Genomic DNA, 16,057 nt, shown 5'->3' with positions numbered 1-16,057 from the left:
AGGTCATCTTACCGTGGGGAGTTATGTTACTCAGCCAAAATTCGATTGAGATACTGTAAAATTGCCGCAGCGATCGCTACACTCAAGATGAAGCCTAGCCAGTAACTATTAGTAATAATTTGTGGTTGGTCTAATGCCCATCCACCCAAAGGATGACCAATAAAAGAGCCAACAGCCCAGCATAAAGCGTTGATAGAAAAATACACGCCGCGTTGATTTTCCGGGGCTAACTCAGTCACTAAAGAGGCAGCAGATGGGGTATAGGAAACAATTGCCACAGCAAATACTCCCAATGCCAATGTTACCCAAAGCAGATGATAAGATGGGGCTATGCCGCTAACCCAAATCAGTCCGAAACCAATTGCCCAGAAAATCGCAGAAACAGTGAGCGCGAGAGTGTGAGAGCAGCGTTTTAAAATACTGGTGACAGGCAACTGACAAATAATTGCGAACACTAGATGCCAAGCAAATAGTCCGCTAATGGTAGTTTCAGCAAATCCCTTGGCGGTACTTTCTACAAAAACAAAGTTTTTGAAGTAAAGCGGTAGGGTGCTGTGGATTTGAGAAATATAGATTGTAAAAAATATATTAACTGCGATGTAGACTAGGAAACGCCAATCTCTTAATACTGCCATCCAAGCAGCAAAAAGTTCTGTCTTTTCAGGTTCCTCTATCTGCTGTTGTTCGGTTTCATTAATCCCTACATAGACAACTCCAAAAAATGCCATAAAAGAGATGGCATCAATCACAAATAGCCAGCGATAACTCCCAATTATCGCAATCAAAAACCCAGCTAGCACAATTCCGATCGCTAACCCCAGATTATCAGCTAGTCGAGCGATCGCAAAAGTTTCCCGGCGATTGTCAATTTGGCTAGCGTCAGCAACCACAGCTTCAGCCGCAGGCCAATAGAAACCTATCCCTAAACCGCTAATCAAGCTACCGATTACCAAAGAACTGAAATTATCGGTTGCAGCTAAAACTAGAGAAGCAATTGCTGAAATCGCCGTCGCTAGCAACAAAGTACGCCGGCGTCCCCAATATTCAGAATCAGCCAAAGAACCACCCGCAATCCGCCCTACGATGCCGGAAATCGAGGCGCTACCCAAGGCTACCCCAACACTGGTTGCAGATAAACCAAGTTGATTGACAAAAAAGATGGGGGCGTAAAACAGGGTACAGCCGGTACCAACTTCCGAGAGAAATCTACCAATTGCGAAAACCCAGACCTGGGGATGTATCGAGGGCAACCACGATGATAACTGAGATTGAGAAGCTAATTTCATGAGTTTAAATGTCATAACTTGATGACATTTTTGTAATTCTTATCATTGGTTACTATTTTCCTCACTGATTCCACAGGGTTTCCACAGGGATTTTAGCAGTTTTCCACAGGTGCTATACGAGCTAATAGGCTTCTTGCTGTCTAACTGGGGATTGTTGATTACAAGTAGGAAAGAAGTTTAAGGACTGAGTTTTTATGAAGTAAAGTAACAAAAAATCGGCTTAAATCCCGATTCTTTCGTTCGCATTTATTTTTTATACCATCGTTTTTAACATTTCGCAGCATTGACAAACCCACCCCCTCTTGGCGCACAATGATGCGGCTTGCTTTTATAATTCCGTTCAACCGCTGGCATCAAATGTGTAAAATATATTACTACTAGATGTAAACGCAGATTGTCGGGATAGCGAAAGAGCGTGTAAAGCCCTAAACCGCTTTACCGCAAGCAACTTGTCCCTCTTGATTATCCTCATAGGAGGAAAATCTCATGAAATCAACGGTTAGTATCTTTACAGAAATTCCTGAAACACTCCACGAATCCTTAAAAAACTACTTAGAAACCCATCCCGATTGGGATGAAAACAGAGTACTGACGGCGGCACTATCATTGTTTTTACTCCAAAATGGAGATAGCGATCGCCGTGCTGCTCGAGTCTATCTGGAAACTTTGTTCCATCACTCCACAGTAGAAATGCCCTGTACCGACTCACCAGCAACAGCTAATTTACTAGACACCCCATAGCTACTGGTATAAAGGGCGTTATTCCCCTATTTATTAATGGGGCACGGCATACCGTGCCCCATTAACGGGATTTTCAGCTGATAGCGATCGGCAATATTACAATAAAAAAGATCGGTAGATTCCGATCCATAAAAAAGTTCTAATAGTTTCTTTTATTGCCAAAAGTAGTTGCTAATAGAGCGGAATTTACCTTTGTTCTCAGTCTCCAACTGGAAATATCTATTTTGAGGCTGCCGCTTCCCTGACTTACGGCAGCATTTCCAGACAGAGGCTATAAACGGGCTTTTAATGGGACTTTAGCTTCATTTGACTACCAATGCACAGCTATGTACCCTATGAACTCCAATCTCAGCACCGTTATATCTACCAAAACGGTTACATACCAAGAAATATTTTCCAGTGGACTTTCTCCCCTGTTTACTATCTTAAATAGATAGATAAATAAATATCTCAAATCACTGTTTGGCGTGTATTTGAGGAATATCTACTTATTTTGATTATCTAAATTTGTCTGTTACTAAAACTAAGAAAATTCACCAACCACTACCCCAAGAGTCAACAGTCAAGAGTTAAAAAACTCTAGACTATAAACTCAGGACTTGCCTTCCAACTGCTGGGGGTGAGCAGCAGATTCAAACTTATAGCCTACGCCACGTACAGTTTGAATTAATGCTGGCTGACTAGCATCAATTTCAATCTTCTTGCGAATTTGGCCGATATGAACATCTACAACCCGCTGGTCGCCGACATATTCATAATCCCACACCTCTTGGATTAGCTCTGCACGCCGCCAAACTCGGCCTGGATGACTAGCTAAAAAATGCAACAAGTCAAATTCCAGAGCAGTTAAGGGTACTGGTTGGTTATTAAGTGCTACCTCCCGTCGCACTGGATCGATCATAAGTTTTTCAAATACCAAGCGTTTCTGCTCGGCCGTAGTTATCACTCGCTGACGCCTCAAAATAGCTCCAACTCTGACTTCTAGCTCTCCTAGTCCAAAAGGCTTGGTGAGATAGTCGTCAGCACCTTTAGCAAAGCCGCGAATTTTATCAGCTTCGTCAGCACGGCTAGTCAACATCAAAACAAAAACACCATTACGACTTTGCATCTCTTGGCAGAGGTTAAACCCTGTGACATCTGGTAAATTCACATCTAGAATCACCAAATCAGGGTTAAATTGCTCAAATAGATTTAAGGCTGTCTTTCCGTCTTCGGCAGCCTCCACCTGATAGTTCTGTTTAATCAAAAAGCGTTGGATTAAATTCCGAACCGCAGGGTCGTCGTCAACTACAAGAATCTTGGCGGGAGCCATGACCATTACTTTGCACAAAAATTCGTAAGATTAACAAGAGAGTTGCGTAAAAACGCAGTTGCCACTTTAGGACTAACTAAGAATCTACATGGCTACGGTATAACAATCCCGATTATTCTAAAATAAATACTCTAATCAGGATTGTGGGCAATGAGAAGGCGAAACTTCTGTTAGCCAACAGTATATAAGCGCTCTGACTTGAACTGCAACCGTTCTTGATAGCAAGACACCTTCTCGATCCCAGTTAGCTGGTAACTTAAAACGTTTCAATTTTAAATCGATATGTGGATATATACCACAAGCGATTATTCAGTATAATTAAAAAAAAACTCTTTTAGGGCACAGTAAGTTGCCAAATTTGAAACATTAAAGTTGATTTTTTCATAAAAACCATGACTTTTAGGTACTCTCCGTTCAAATTCTAGATTAGAGCCAGAATTAGACAACGACATGAGGGTATACACGGAGTTATAGCGATATGTTAAAGTGACTATAGTTGAAATTACAAAGTCGATCAAACTAACCCGTGCTACTATCCTGGTAGGGCATATAAATAGGTCGAGACTTTAGTTTCGATCGAAATAAAACCTAAAATTGTTTTTTATTCGATAAAAGACTGCCGCTGATTGAGGCTGAAGTAACAAACTCCCATGAGCGATCAAAATCCCTACGAAAAACTTGGGGTATCAGAAGAGGCTAGCTTCGATGAAATTCAGGATGCTCGTAATCGCCTATTCGATCAACATAATGGCGACGCCAAGCATTTAGAAGTTATTGAGGCGGCTTACGATGCGATTTTAATGGATCGCTTACGGATGCGCCAGGAAGGTAAAATCAAAGTCCCTGAGCGGATACGGTTTCCAGAGTTGCGAGTGCCATCGCCTCCTAAAGAAAGTCCAACCCCTCGCGAGCAGTCACCCGCATGGCTGCAACGGATGCTGGATCAGCCAACACCTGCGGATATACTCTTACCAGGAGCTTGGTTTCTCGGTTTGAGTTCTATTAGCCTGTTCTATCCAGAGGGAGGCGATCAGGTTTTGCAGTTAGCATTGGTGGTTGGCGTAGGCACTAGTATTTACTTTCTTAATCGCAAGGAAGGCAAATTTGGCCGAGCAGTTTTGTTCACCCTGGTCAGTTTAATAATTGGCCTAATCGTTGGGGGACTAGTTGCTAGCTGGCTTTTACCACAAATATCATTTATCAATCTGGAAACGAATCAGTTTTCTACTGTAGTGACGTTTATATTGTTGTGGTTAGTTAGTAGTTTTCTACGTTAAACCACTGCCATAAGTAGGTTTCGATAAAGAAGACATGGTTTATGTGTGTTCTTCTAAGATAAAAAGTCAGGAGTCAGAATAAGTATTCTGACTCCTATTTTAATTTGCAACCCGAATGCTGATTAATTGAATCTGTTGTAGGTACAGAGCTTTTTAGACAAGGTGTTTAGCTTTTAGAACTAAATCTACAGCAGCGCTAAAATCCTGAACAATTAAGTCGGGGTGGTAAAGTTCTAATTGGGTGCGATCGCGAATCCCGGATTCCACAGCCATTACCTTAATACCATAATTTTTCGCAGCGGTGATGTCGGCTTCCGTATCGCCTACCATCCAGGTATCAGCTGCGGGGGGCAGTTCTTCTAAAGCCCTAGCCATTAACAAGGGTTTATCTTCAATATCACGAGTCTTTACATAGTCGTTAGTCAAGCAAAAACAACGATTTTCTGGGAAAAATCTCCCTAAATCGTGTTTTTGGAAGGCATAATCTAGTTCCCGAAATCGGCGCATGGTCATAACTGCTAAATCAATTCCAGCTTGTTGAATTTTTAGCAGTGCATCCACAGCACCAGGCGCGAGGGTGTCATAGTCAAAGTAGGGTTCTGTATGCACAGTTTGTCGTCGCAGCTGGGCAAATTCTTGGGCTTGGGCTTCGTCTAACCCGGAATTTAAGGCGATTTGTTTTTCGGGAACACGCGATCGCTTTAACTGCCAAAATTCCGCTTTCGGAAGTTCTTGCACTACTTGATCTGGGCGACGGGTTTTATCTAAGCAGAATTGATAAACACGGTAGTACCGTTCGGAAACATCAATAATTGGGCCGTCGAAGTCAGTAATAAGTCTTAGCATCGGCGGTAAAAGTTAATTTTTATTAAGTTTATCTCAGATGTATGGCTATTTTTTGAGGGTATCAAGTCTAGCTAAAGGTTTTTTGTAAACTATTTTTAAGAAAGTATCGACAATTACCTCATTGCAGCGTACCGCGTTTAATTTGTTCGCTTTCAATGGCTTCAAATAAGGCGCGAAAATTACCTTCGCCAAAACCTTGAGCTTGGTAACGACGTTCAATAAACTCAAAGAAAAATGTCGGCTGTTCAAAAATGGGCTGGGTGAAAATTTGTAGTAATAAGGGTGCAGTATTTCCTCCGTCTAAAGGAGTATATTCTTGCCAGTCCACGAGAATTTCCTGTTGAGCGATCGCTTCTAATTCTAGAGGTGATAGCGTGAGTCCTGGTCGCTGTTTTAGTTGTGAATAGTAGGTTTGGGGAACCGAGAGTAAGGATAAACCACTGGCACGAAATTTCGCGATCGCACTCACAAGATTAGTCGTCCGCAAGGCAATATGTTGAATTCCTGGCCCCCGATTGACATCTAGAAATTCCTGAATTTGAGAATTCTTGGAAGCCGGTTCATTAATTGGCAATTGAACGCTACCGTTACGCGAAACCATCACCTGGCTGTGTAAAGCAGAGTGATTGGTTTTAATTTTAAATGTTTGCTGGGGTTGAAAATCTAAGATATTTTCGTACCAAGCGACGGCACGATCTAATTCACCAACAGCCACGTTTAGCACTATGTGATCTATGGCAGTAATAGTGTTGTCATTTGTGATTTGTCCTACCCTGCGGGAAGCCGCAGAAGCGTCTATGTCATTAGTCATTTGTCCTTTCTCAAAAACCAATGACCTTTCTATCAACGTATGAGTCAATCCACCCCAGGCGGCAATTTTGCCACATTTGATGAACGCCGTACCTACCTGGCGTTCCTGGATGGGTTGTAGGATTGTAGCACCGTGCATTTGAGCTAGTGCGATCGCGCCTTCGACATCTTCGACAGCAAAAGCGACATCTGCCACACCAGGTGGATAGTGACGCAGAAATTCAGCTACTGGACTTGTGGGTAACAGTGGTGAAGACAGAAAAAAGCAAACAGTACCACTTTTTACCACTTCTGTACAAGTGTGAAATGAACTGCTGCGATCGTTGGTCACTGCTTGAAAACCAAGATGGCGTACAAACCAATTTCGCCAAACTTTGGCGTCTTCTACATAGAAATGAACGCGATCAATTTTCATAAATATTGAAAATCAAGCATAACAGTTTATATATCTGTAAATTTTGCCTTTTTTGCTAGATTTTCACTTCTTTCCTAAGCAAGAATTATGTAAGCATACTCCCCCTTTAAAAGAATAAATGACTATCAGGTTGAATGTTAATTTCCATTGGCACAGCCTGCGGTTCGGCAGAAAGAGCAAAGAAAATCGCATTGGCAGCAGTTTCAGGACTAAGCATTTTTTTTCGGTCTACTTTTAGGTTGACGTTATCCCAAAAAGGAGAATCTACCCCACCAAAGTAGAATAGCGTGAACTTGATACCAAAACGCTTGAGTTCTTCTGCCATGCACTTGCTAAAACCGACAACACCAAACTTAGAAGCCGAATAAGCCGCTGCCATCCCCATCGAATGTTTGCCCAGAATTCCTACGATATTACAGATGTGACCAGACTTGCGCTTTTGCATCTCTTCAGCAGCCGCCTGAGTGGTGTAAAAGCTACCTTTTAAGTTGACATCTAACATCTTGTCTAAATCAGTGGGTTCTAGGCTGTTGTAGGGTTTGAGTATACCAGCGCCAGCTGCATTCACTAAAATATCAATTTGACCAAACTCAGCGATGGTCTTTTCTATCAAAGTATCTACCTGCTGTTGGTCAGTAATATCGGTGGGAACAGTCAAAACTTGTCCTGGTAAATCAGCAGCCAATGTGGTTAAACGAACTGTATCTCTGGCAGCCAGTACCAACCGGACTCCGGTAGGCGCAAGTTTTTGTGTTAAAGCTGAACCAATACCACCAGTAGCTCCGACAATAACAACAACTTTATTCTGCATCGTATTATTTACATTTCTTTACATCTTTGTACATAATACTGAATTATAGGCTCAGGTTATACGTAGACATCTAAAAAGTATCTATTCGGAGAATAGCGGCATTACCTCATATTCCTTGCCATTCATTTTTAATGTAAACGTGGGAGATGATTGTAGATATTTGGTAAAATTGGAACCTAACTTTAATTTTTTAATAATTGAATTAGGAGATTCTCCGGTTATTCTCCGTAACTCTGAGCCTAGTTTGGACACAGACACTTGAGTTTGGGGAGACTTTGTTTGTATATCTTGAATAATTTTTAATAATAATTTATCTAATGTTTTTTCATTAGGGATTTTCGCAGTATCTTCTTGAATTAATTGTGCAGATAAATTATTTATAATAGGGGTAATTTCTTCAATTTCTGGTTGCTTATGATGAGATTTATTATTGATATTGGATCTTTCTTGAAACAAACTTGCAATCGTTGTTAACCTGTGTAATCGAGTATTGATTGAATCTTGTTCATTTTTAATTAAATCTTGAATTTGCTCAACCACTTTTTCTAAAGATGGAACTTCTGTTGCCATTGCTAAAGAATAATGAGTGAATTTGCCAGTATTCCGGTTTTCTATATGCAAAGTTTGCCCTTGTCTACGTACCCAATAGACAATTAATCCTTGGTTTTGGAGTTCATTACAGAGGTGACTTAAAATCCCATCGCTAGAACAGACTAATATTTCTTTAACGGTTGGATAAGAACGTACAATACAAGCACCGAAAGCAATCATTTTTGCATCAGCACTATCCTTACCTTCTGGCACATGGACAAGTTGATAGCCACGGTTATATAGTTCAATATCTTGCTTTCCAATACTTGGATTTTTCCAGTTAGCAAATGCCATTTTAAATTGGAGAGGATACTTACAGACACTAGCTAAAAATAATTCTGAATTAATATCTAATTTTAAGTTTTCTGCATCCAAAAGTAGAAGTGATATTCCTGTATCTAATTGATATTTTATTTCAGCTTTTGGTTGAATTTTTTGGATAAATTGGCTCAAAGCAGCAGATTCTAACCAACTAGGCGATAATATTGTTTGCAGCAGTTGTTCAGCTAATGTCAAACTAAAAGAGCTAAGGCTTTTTTCTGCGATTTCTTCTTCGGGCAGGTTTTTTAATAAAGAAAGTTCTGTCGTTTCAGCCGTAGATACTTTAGTATATCCGTTGCTGTTAGCAAGCAAGTCAGTTTCTAAGGAACGAGAGAATGCAGATTCTAGGAATTGTTTACCACAATTTTTGCAGAGGTAATTCTGCTTGTCATTCCGACGACCATTTTTACGATATGAAGTAGATTCGCACCGAGGACATTTCATTTTATGATTTAGGTGGTTTAGAGAAGATACTTTCCTCTAAATATAGAGTATAAAAACAGACTGTCAATATCAGTCTGCATTGCCTAAGACAAGAAAAACTCAAAGCAAGCAGAAATTAAATTCAATCTTAATTTCCACTTGCACTATGTCATATACTTCTAAATCGCTAGAGTGAAACGCTTTAACTGACGCGGGCGAAAATGTAGTCGCGGGTGCGAAAATCCACAGGGTTAGTAAATATTTTATTTGTAGTACCAAATTCAACCATTTGAGTAATACGATTTTCATTACTATGAAAGAAAGCCGTAAAATCAGATAGGCGAGTAACTTGCTGCATATTGTGAGTAACAATCACAATTGTCAACTCAGAACGCAAGTTATGGATTAAATTCTCGATTTTCATACTACCCATAGGATCGAGACCTGAACAAGGCTCATCCATCAACAAAACGTTAGGTTTGACCGCTAAAGCACGGGCAATACATAATCTTTGTTGTTGACCGCCAGAAAGCTCTAAAGCAGATTTGTGTAGTTTATTTTTCACTTCATCCCAAAGTTCGGCAGCTTTGATGGCAGATTCAACAATTCCATCTAATTCTACTTTCGGATGCCATCCAACTAACTTCACCCCATAAGCAACATTATCGTAAACGCTCATGGGAAAAAGATTTGGCTTGGGAAAAACCATACTAACTTGGCGGCGTAAGCGATTGATGTTAACGCGACGCTCATAAATACTCTGCCCAAAAAATTCTACTTTTCCTTCAACCCTTACTTCTGCCTCTAATTCACTCATGCGATTTAACGATTTAAGAAAAGTAGACTTCCCACAACCACTAGAACCAATAATTGCCGTGACTTTGTTTTGGTAAATATCCATTGACACGCCTTCAACTATCTTTTGAGTGTCGTAAGAGAAGCTGAAGTTTTTGACTCTGATGGCTGGAATTAGTTTACTCATATTCCTAAAACGTCTGAAACAAAACCTGACTAGGTAAAGTAGTACAAATTAGCACCGCTGTTTCACTATGTTACCCCCAAAAGAAGATATTCATGGAAATTACGTAGCCATACAGTAGCTATACAGCAGATAAACTGTTAGTCGATACTTATATTAAAGTTATGCCTCAAAATTTATCTTTTACAAACTTTTTATACCCACCTTTCACACCTTAACTATTGAACAAGGATTAGGTCTGGTTCGATTTAAAATAGCTATGTAGAAATCAAAATACGAATATTATATACTCCTCATGGGTAGTAAGAAGTTAATTTATTTATAAAAATAAATTAGTAACTTTTTTCAACTACACTTTATAAGTATCTTTTAGTGCAAGATAGCTCGACAAAAATCAATAAGTCACGCTAGAACGTACCTTAACCGAAACGCCCTGAAATGTAGTCGCGGGTGCGAGGATCGAGTGGATTGTTAAATATTTGCTCTGTAGCGCCAAATTCAACCATTTGACCAATCCGACTTTCATCGGTGCTAAAGAAAGCCGTAAAATCAGAAACGCGAGCGGCTTGCTGCATATTATGGGTAACGATCGCAATTGTCAACTCAGACTGTAAGCTATGAAGTAGTTCCTCAACTTTCATGGTGGCGATGGGGTCAAGAGCCGAGCAAGGCTCATCCATTAGCAAAACTTTTGGCTTGACTGCTAAAGCACGGGCAATACATAATCTTTGTTGCTGACCGCCAGAAAGCCCTAAAGCTGATTTATCGAGCTTATCTTTGACTTCATCCCAAAGAGCAGCGCTGTGAAGTGCAGATTCGACAATTTCATCTAATTCTAATTTTGAATGCCTACCTGCTATTCTCATCCCGTAGGCAACATTTTCATAAATACTGATCCCAAAAGGATTCGGTTTTTGAAACACCATACCAATTTGGCGGCGTAACCGATTGATGTTGACACGACGATCGTAAATATTCTGACCAAAAAATTCTACATCTCCTTCAACTTTGACAGGCCCTTCTAATTCGCTAATGCGATTAAGAATTTTGATGAAGGTAGATTTACCACAACCACTAGGGCCAATAATTGCAGTTACTTGGTTCTGATAAATATCTATTGATACCTTTTCAATAGCTTTTGTTGTCCCATAGTAAAAGCTGATATTTTTAACTTTGATAGCTGGAATTAGGTTACTCATGCTTGCCCAAGGTGCGAAAGAAAAATTGATAAAAATAGGATTCAGGAACCAGGATAAATATTATAGAATTCTCATTTGATTTTTCTTTGCCTAATAACTAAGCGAGAAAGAATACTGACAGATAAAATTAAGCCGAGTAGAACTATAGAAGTAGTCCAGACCAATTGACTTTTCTGTGGATCGGGGTCGTTGTAGAGGTTAAAAATCAATACTGGTAAAGAAGCTGTAGGACTTAACAATCCTTCTGACCAATCTAAACTAAATAAAGCGGTAAAAATTAAGGGTGCTGTTTCACCAGCCGCACGAGCTACAGCTAATAAAATACCTGTAGTAATTCCGGGGATTGCAGTAGTTACAACAATGCGAAAAGTAGTTTGGAAGCGAGTTCCACCTAAAGCAGCAGAGGCGAGGCGTTGAGATGTAGGAATCAGTTTTAAGGATTCTTCTGTTGTCAGTATAATTACAGGTAGCATAATTACGGCTAAAGCAAAACCACCTGCGATCGCACTAAATCCTTTAGTGACCAAAACTATTACACCATAAGCAAACACGCCGACAACAATTGAAGGTACGCCTGTAAGAATGCTGGTGACAAAGCGAACAATACTAGCAACTGGATTAGTTTGACTAAATTCTGCTAAGAAAATTCCTGTCATGATTCCTGTGGGAATGCTTAAAATAGCACCAATTACCACCATAATTATGGTTCCCAAGATAGCATTGCCAAAGCCATTATCAATAACTGCTTTGACAAACATTTCTGATTTGAGTCCAGATATTCCCCGGATCAAAATTTCCCACAAAATTGATAATAAAGGAATGAGTACTAGACCTGTAAGACCAAAGGCGATCGCATTCATTGCATAGGTAAATATTACCCGCTTTCTTGGCAGAGGACTGCATAATTCTGCCGCCAAAGATTCATCTTTTTCTGATTGAATGTAACCACTCATAAGTTTGACAAATTTTTATTGATAAATGTCTTGTTAACTGAGGTATTTGTAGGAATTTAAAAATAAGATAGTGTTATTTATTTTTTCTGACAACCCACTTCACTAAGATGACAGCGCCAATATTTACAGCTAAAGTCAACCCAAACAAAATCAATGCTAAATAGCTTAAAGCACCTATATGCAAACCCGGTTCAGCTTCGGCAAATTCATTAGCTAATACAGAGGGAATTGTATAAGCTGGATCGAGTAAAGAAGCGCTGATTTGAGCAGAGTTACCAATCACCATAGTAACGGCCATTGTTTCACCCAAAGCTCGTCCTAAAGCAAGCATTGCTGCACTTACTATTCCAGAAAATCCAGATGGTAGCAAGACTCGAAAAATTGTTTCCCAACGAGTGCCACCCAAAGCCATAGATGCAGAACGTAATTCTTTAGGGATAGCCATTAAGACATCACGACTAATTGCTGCCATTGTGGGCAAAATCATGATGGCGAGAATAATTCCAGCAGTCAACATATTAGTCCCAGAAGGATCTTCTGTATTAAACAGTGGTATCCATTTAAAAGTACTGGCTAACCACTTTTGTAGAGGTTCTAGAACTGGAATAAAGACAAAAATCGCCCATAAACCAATAATTACACTAGGAATTGCAGCAATTAATTCAACAACAAATGCTAGGGTGATTCGCAGCGATGTAGGTAAAAAATTTTCACTTGTGACCAAGGCTACTGCAATTCCCACAGGGACAGCGAATAAAATAGCGATCGCACTACTTACTAAAGTTCCATAAATATAGGGTAATGCACCAAAAATCTGATTACCTGTATCCCAATCTTGTCCCCACAAAAACCCCATTCCAAACTGCTTAATGGCTGGTAGAGCTTCGTGTAAAATTACCCAACTCATTAACAATAGTATTGCAACAGTAATCACAGCAAAAAAGTATACTAGCCGTGTAAAACCTTGGTCAAACCAGAAATTTGTGCCGCTAGTAGTAGTTAGATTGAAATTTTCATCACCTAGATTTGATTTCTCTAATAAATTTGCCATTACAAATCAATAAAATAGTTTTTTCTTACTATTAGAGCGAGTTATTAACTCAGTCTGTCATTCGTCATTAATCATTTGTCCTTTGTTATTTGCAATTACAAAGGACAAATGAGCAAGGACGACCATAACAAAAGTTTTCACAATCTCATTTAGGATTGCTATATTCAAAGCATCCTTCCCTTTTTAAGGGAATTGGGAAATCTCTTGTACATAATTTCTAAAAATTACAAATTAAGGCTTGACAGAGCTATTCACTGTCTGAAGCACTCGATTTGCTACATCAGATGGAATTTTGGTGTAGTTCAGATCGTCGTTATACTGTTGACCGTCTTTCAATACCCAATTAATCCATTTCTTAATTGCATCAGCTTTAGCAGCATTAGCATACTGTTTGTAAACCATCATCCAAGTAAGACCGACAATGGGATAACCTTGTCCTGGATCTCCTATAAAAACGCGGTAGTTGTTTGGAAAAGTGACAGTTGATAAAGCTGCATTTGCAGATTCTAAAGAAGGAGCAACAAATTCTCCGTTCTTATTTTGTACCAGTGCTGATTTCAGATTATTTTTGACAGCGTAGCTATATTCTACATAACCAATAGAACCAGGAGTCCGAGCTACTATAGCAGCTACACCTGGATTTCCTTTGCCTTTGAGGACGTTTGGCAGATTCCATTTTGGAGCAGTGTTAGTTCCAACTCTGCCTTTAAAATAACCGCTGATGGCACTTAAGTGATTTGTAAAAATGAAAGTTGTACCGCTACCATCGGCACGAACAGCAAATTTAATTGTTTGATTTGGTAGATTAGCGCCTGGATTATCAGCTTTAATTTTCGCGTCATTCCATTTGGTAATTTGACCTGAATAAATTGCTGGTAGTGTAGCGCGGGATAATTTGAGATTGTTAACGCCTGGAAGATTGTAAACAACAGAAACAGCACCGCCTGCTGTAGGTACTAAAATTGCACCATTCTTGACTTTAGCAATTTCATCATCTTTCATTGCAGCATCACTACCACCAAAGTCAACGGTTCCAGCGATGACTTGACGAATACCACCACCACTACCAATTGCTTGGTAGTTAATTTTCAAGTCTGGATATTTCTTCTTCACTTCACGAGCATAGCGTTCGTAAAGCGGAGCTGGGAAAGTTGCTCCTGCACCATTGAGAGTTTCAGCTTGTGCGATCGCACCAAAAAATGGACTAAGTGCAACAGAAGTTGTCACCATTGAAGTAGCAACGACACGATTCAATATGGCGGTCGAAAAAATCATATTACCTCTGATTAAAGGAATATTTTACTGCTGTAATTCCAGTCTTAAACAGGCTACATTTTGTATGGTTAAACCTTATTTAAGAATTGATAAGCAATAAATTAAGATATGTTTAAATATTGAATTAAAAGATTTTTGCTTATTGATTTTGATTGACTAAATTATTTGATTAAAAATTAATAAAAATTTAAATTTTAATTTAAATAATTAAAATTGAGTAAATCACGCAATCTCAAAATTTTCACTTCAGTAAAAAAGAGATAAACACAGATATTTATCGGTGAGTCTCTAGAATTGCACATCTAAACAGACTCAGGATCTTGCTGCTGATAATATTGCTCTTCTTGAGAAGGATGTTTTCCGTGGCAAGCATAAACACTATAGCCGTCAGCAAATTGAAGAGCAGCTTCCTCGTCAGCATGAAGCATATTTTCTTCGTCAAAAGACAACTTGCAAGGGCGATCGCAGACTATACAAACCTTTTCAAATTGGAATATTAAACCACAATGTTGCATCAATTCTTGAAGTACATGCCATTTTTTCTTGTCGTGTTGAAGATTAAGAACTGAGATACAAAAATCTAGTATACAACCCCAAATTGCCCATTCTGCTGGTCTAGTCAGGTTGTTTGTAAAGTATAAAATATCAGTAAATTCAAGTTTAAGCTTGTCGAGATCGGCAATTAGTTGATGTTTAAGACATCTTCCTGTATACGGAAAGTATGAAACTAGTGGATGACTCTCAGTTGAGTAGTACGGAAATTCAGGGTGTTGAACTTGGTTCCGCAATCTGATACAGAGATGTTCGTCAAGTTGTTGCGTTATTCCATGTAGAAGGTGATCTATTACTCTTTTACCGAATTTCATGTGGATATCGCGCCCTAGATATGCCTTAAAGTTCTCAATAGTAAGAATCTTCTCAATTGCGGTCATAGGACTGCTATAGAATAATATCTCAGGCTCAGGATAATCACTCACCGCATAAGCAGTTTTGATTATTGCTGCGACTTTTTCTTGCTCAATTGATTCAGTTGATATTTGTATCGATCGCCACTTATCTCTATAAATGGGAAGCATTGCCTCTTGCTCATCAGATAGTTCGGTGATGATACGTTTTGGCATATATATTTTCAGTGTAAAAATAGTAAGTTAGGTTGAACAGAATATTTGTTATGCAGTCACCTTTAACCATCCAAAAATATCACCTACCGTCAACTGTAACCCCTGACAGAACTCTGGCACTGGCAAAACAGATTCAACTTCCTCAAAAGGTAAAGGTTGTTGTCTTGCAGGATAAACAGCAATGAATCGCTCATCAGGGTCAATTAACCAACCCATTTGAGTCCCGTGATTGAGAGCGTGTAAGATTTTTTTTGTAACTTTTGTATGGCTTTGTTCGGGGTAGAGAATTTCGATTATCCAGTCGGGTGCTGCGGAAAATGTATTGGCAATATCACCATTTTCGTCTACAGGAAGCCTTGCCCAAGAGAATACAGCGACATCGGGAACTATAGAACGTCCTGCAAAAGTGCAACGTAATTCTGGAAAAGCCCAACCCATTTTTTGGACTTTGATAACAGAATTGATTGTGGGACATAGTTCTCCTTGAATAGTGCTATGTTTTCCTTGAGGCATAGGTTTTGGAATGATTTGACCGTTGATGTATTCGCAATAGGGTTTAGTTTCTGGTAGTGTAAGAAACTCTTCTAGAGTCAATCTTTTATTTGATGTTTGTACCATGATTATCCTAACTTCAATTTATGATGAT

Annotated in this window: 14 protein-coding genes and 1 pseudogene; 2 read left to right on the top strand and 13 right to left on the bottom strand. The window is 39.3% G+C overall.

Features of this window, described 5'->3' with window-relative positions; all coding sequences use genetic code 11:
- Positions 1–26: 26 nt before the first annotated feature.
- The gene (locus RMZ42_RS02835) at positions 27–1,286 is read right to left on the bottom strand and encodes an MFS transporter (RefSeq protein WP_322669968.1); all 1,260 of its coding nucleotides are present in this window, start codon (positions 1,284–1,286) and stop codon (positions 27–29) included.
- A gap of 486 nt (positions 1,287–1,772) precedes the next feature.
- Here RMZ42_RS02835 and RMZ42_RS02830 point away from each other — a divergent pair.
- A pseudogene (locus RMZ42_RS02830) lies at positions 1,773–1,964 on the top strand (DUF2811 domain-containing protein); the annotation flags it as partial.
- 655 nt (positions 1,965–2,619) lie between these two features.
- Here the strand turns inward: RMZ42_RS02830 and RMZ42_RS02825 are convergent.
- The gene (locus RMZ42_RS02825) at positions 2,620–3,339 is read right to left on the bottom strand and encodes a response regulator transcription factor (RefSeq protein WP_194040360.1); all 720 of its coding nucleotides are present in this window, start codon (positions 3,337–3,339) and stop codon (positions 2,620–2,622) included.
- A 650-nt stretch (positions 3,340–3,989) separates the two neighbouring features.
- On the opposite strand from RMZ42_RS02825, the gene RMZ42_RS02820 reads away from it, so the two are divergent.
- Entirely contained in the window at positions 3,990–4,616 is a 627-nt protein-coding gene (locus RMZ42_RS02820) for a CPP1-like family protein (RefSeq protein WP_322669967.1), read from the top strand.
- 153 nt (positions 4,617–4,769) lie between these two features.
- On the opposite strand, the gene RMZ42_RS02815 is transcribed toward RMZ42_RS02820, so the two are convergent.
- The 11 genes from RMZ42_RS02815 to RMZ42_RS02765 form a co-directional block, all read right to left on the bottom strand.
- Entirely contained in the window at positions 4,770–5,462 is a 693-nt protein-coding gene (locus RMZ42_RS02815) for an HAD family hydrolase (protein WP_322669966.1), read from the bottom strand.
- Between the two features lie 118 nt (positions 5,463–5,580).
- A complete protein-coding gene (gene hppD / locus RMZ42_RS02810; protein ID WP_322669965.1) occupies positions 5,581–6,687 on the bottom strand; it encodes a 4-hydroxyphenylpyruvate dioxygenase in 1,107 nt (368 codons plus the stop codon).
- Positions 6,688–6,793: 106 nt separating this feature from the next.
- Positions 6,794–7,498, bottom strand: coding sequence for an SDR family oxidoreductase (locus tag RMZ42_RS02805; protein WP_322669964.1), 705 nt, complete (start codon positions 7,496–7,498; stop codon positions 6,794–6,796).
- A gap of 81 nt (positions 7,499–7,579) precedes the next feature.
- The gene (locus tag RMZ42_RS02800; RefSeq protein WP_416211782.1) at positions 7,580–8,854 is read right to left on the bottom strand and encodes a transposase-like zinc-binding domain-containing protein; all 1,275 of its coding nucleotides are present in this window, start codon (positions 8,852–8,854) and stop codon (positions 7,580–7,582) included.
- A gap of 181 nt (positions 8,855–9,035) precedes the next feature.
- Positions 9,036–9,815 (bottom strand): phosphate ABC transporter ATP-binding protein, encoded by a 780-nt coding sequence (locus tag RMZ42_RS02795; RefSeq protein WP_322669962.1) that lies wholly within the window; start codon positions 9,813–9,815, stop codon positions 9,036–9,038.
- A 416-nt stretch (positions 9,816–10,231) separates the two neighbouring features.
- Positions 10,232–11,011, bottom strand: a complete 780-nt coding sequence (pstB, locus tag RMZ42_RS02790) for a phosphate ABC transporter ATP-binding protein PstB (protein ID WP_322669961.1) — start codon at positions 11,009–11,011, stop codon at positions 10,232–10,234.
- Between the two features lie 71 nt (positions 11,012–11,082).
- Positions 11,083–11,964, bottom strand: a complete 882-nt coding sequence (gene pstA / locus RMZ42_RS02785) for a phosphate ABC transporter permease PstA (RefSeq protein WP_322669960.1) — start codon at positions 11,962–11,964, stop codon at positions 11,083–11,085.
- A gap of 73 nt (positions 11,965–12,037) precedes the next feature.
- A complete protein-coding gene (gene pstC / locus RMZ42_RS02780) occupies positions 12,038–13,015 on the bottom strand; it encodes a phosphate ABC transporter permease subunit PstC (protein ID WP_322669959.1) in 978 nt (325 codons plus the stop codon).
- 231 nt (positions 13,016–13,246) lie between these two features.
- Positions 13,247–14,290 (bottom strand): phosphate ABC transporter substrate-binding protein PstS, encoded by a 1,044-nt coding sequence (pstS, locus tag RMZ42_RS02775; protein ID WP_322669958.1) that lies wholly within the window; start codon positions 14,288–14,290, stop codon positions 13,247–13,249.
- A 302-nt stretch (positions 14,291–14,592) separates the two neighbouring features.
- The gene (locus tag RMZ42_RS02770; protein WP_322669957.1) at positions 14,593–15,411 is read right to left on the bottom strand and encodes a DUF6745 domain-containing protein; all 819 of its coding nucleotides are present in this window, start codon (positions 15,409–15,411) and stop codon (positions 14,593–14,595) included.
- A 48-nt stretch (positions 15,412–15,459) separates the two neighbouring features.
- Complete coding sequence (locus RMZ42_RS02765; protein ID WP_322669956.1) at positions 15,460–16,029, bottom strand: Uma2 family endonuclease; 570 nt, start codon at positions 16,027–16,029, stop codon at positions 15,460–15,462.
- Positions 16,030–16,057: the final 28 nt, after the last annotated feature.

The sequence above is a fragment of the Nostoc sp. DedQUE05 genome, from assembly GCF_034530955.1.
GTDB lineage: Bacteria > Cyanobacteriota > Cyanobacteriia > Cyanobacteriales > Nostocaceae > Nostoc.
Note: the sequence above shows the minus strand (reverse complement) of the source record. Positions and strands in the feature narration are given on the sequence as shown.

Bases quoted from the DNA above. Each gene is read 5' to 3' on its own strand.
- RMZ42_RS02835 (WP_322669968.1), bottom strand. From the start codon at position 1,286: ATGAAATTAGCTTCTCAATCTCAGTTATCATCGTGGTTGCCCTCGATA.
- RMZ42_RS02825 (WP_194040360.1), bottom strand. From the start codon at position 3,339: ATGGCTCCCGCCAAGATTCTTGTAGTTGACGACGACCCTGCGGTTCGG.
- RMZ42_RS02820 (WP_322669967.1), top strand. From the start codon at position 3,990: ATGAGCGATCAAAATCCCTACGAAAAACTTGGGGTATCAGAAGAGGCT.
- RMZ42_RS02815 (WP_322669966.1), bottom strand. From the start codon at position 5,462: ATGCTAAGACTTATTACTGACTTCGACGGCCCAATTATTGATGTTTCC.
- hppD (WP_322669965.1), bottom strand. From the start codon at position 6,687: ATGAAAATTGATCGCGTTCATTTCTATGTAGAAGACGCCAAAGTTTGG.
- RMZ42_RS02805 (WP_322669964.1), bottom strand. From the start codon at position 7,498: ATGCAGAATAAAGTTGTTGTTATTGTCGGAGCTACTGGTGGTATTGGT.
- RMZ42_RS02800 (WP_416211782.1), bottom strand. From the start codon at position 8,854: ATGAAATGTCCTCGGTGCGAATCTACTTCATATCGTAAAAATGGTCGT.
- RMZ42_RS02795 (WP_322669962.1), bottom strand. From the start codon at position 9,815: ATGAGTAAACTAATTCCAGCCATCAGAGTCAAAAACTTCAGCTTCTCT.
- pstB (WP_322669961.1), bottom strand. From the start codon at position 11,011: ATGAGTAACCTAATTCCAGCTATCAAAGTTAAAAATATCAGCTTTTAC.
- pstA (WP_322669960.1), bottom strand. From the start codon at position 11,964: ATGAGTGGTTACATTCAATCAGAAAAAGATGAATCTTTGGCGGCAGAA.
- pstC (WP_322669959.1), bottom strand. From the start codon at position 13,015: ATGGCAAATTTATTAGAGAAATCAAATCTAGGTGATGAAAATTTCAAT.
- pstS (WP_322669958.1), bottom strand. From the start codon at position 14,290: ATGATTTTTTCGACCGCCATATTGAATCGTGTCGTTGCTACTTCAATG.
- RMZ42_RS02770 (WP_322669957.1), bottom strand. From the start codon at position 15,411: ATGCCAAAACGTATCATCACCGAACTATCTGATGAGCAAGAGGCAATG.
- RMZ42_RS02765 (WP_322669956.1), bottom strand. From the start codon at position 16,029: ATGGTACAAACATCAAATAAAAGATTGACTCTAGAAGAGTTTCTTACA.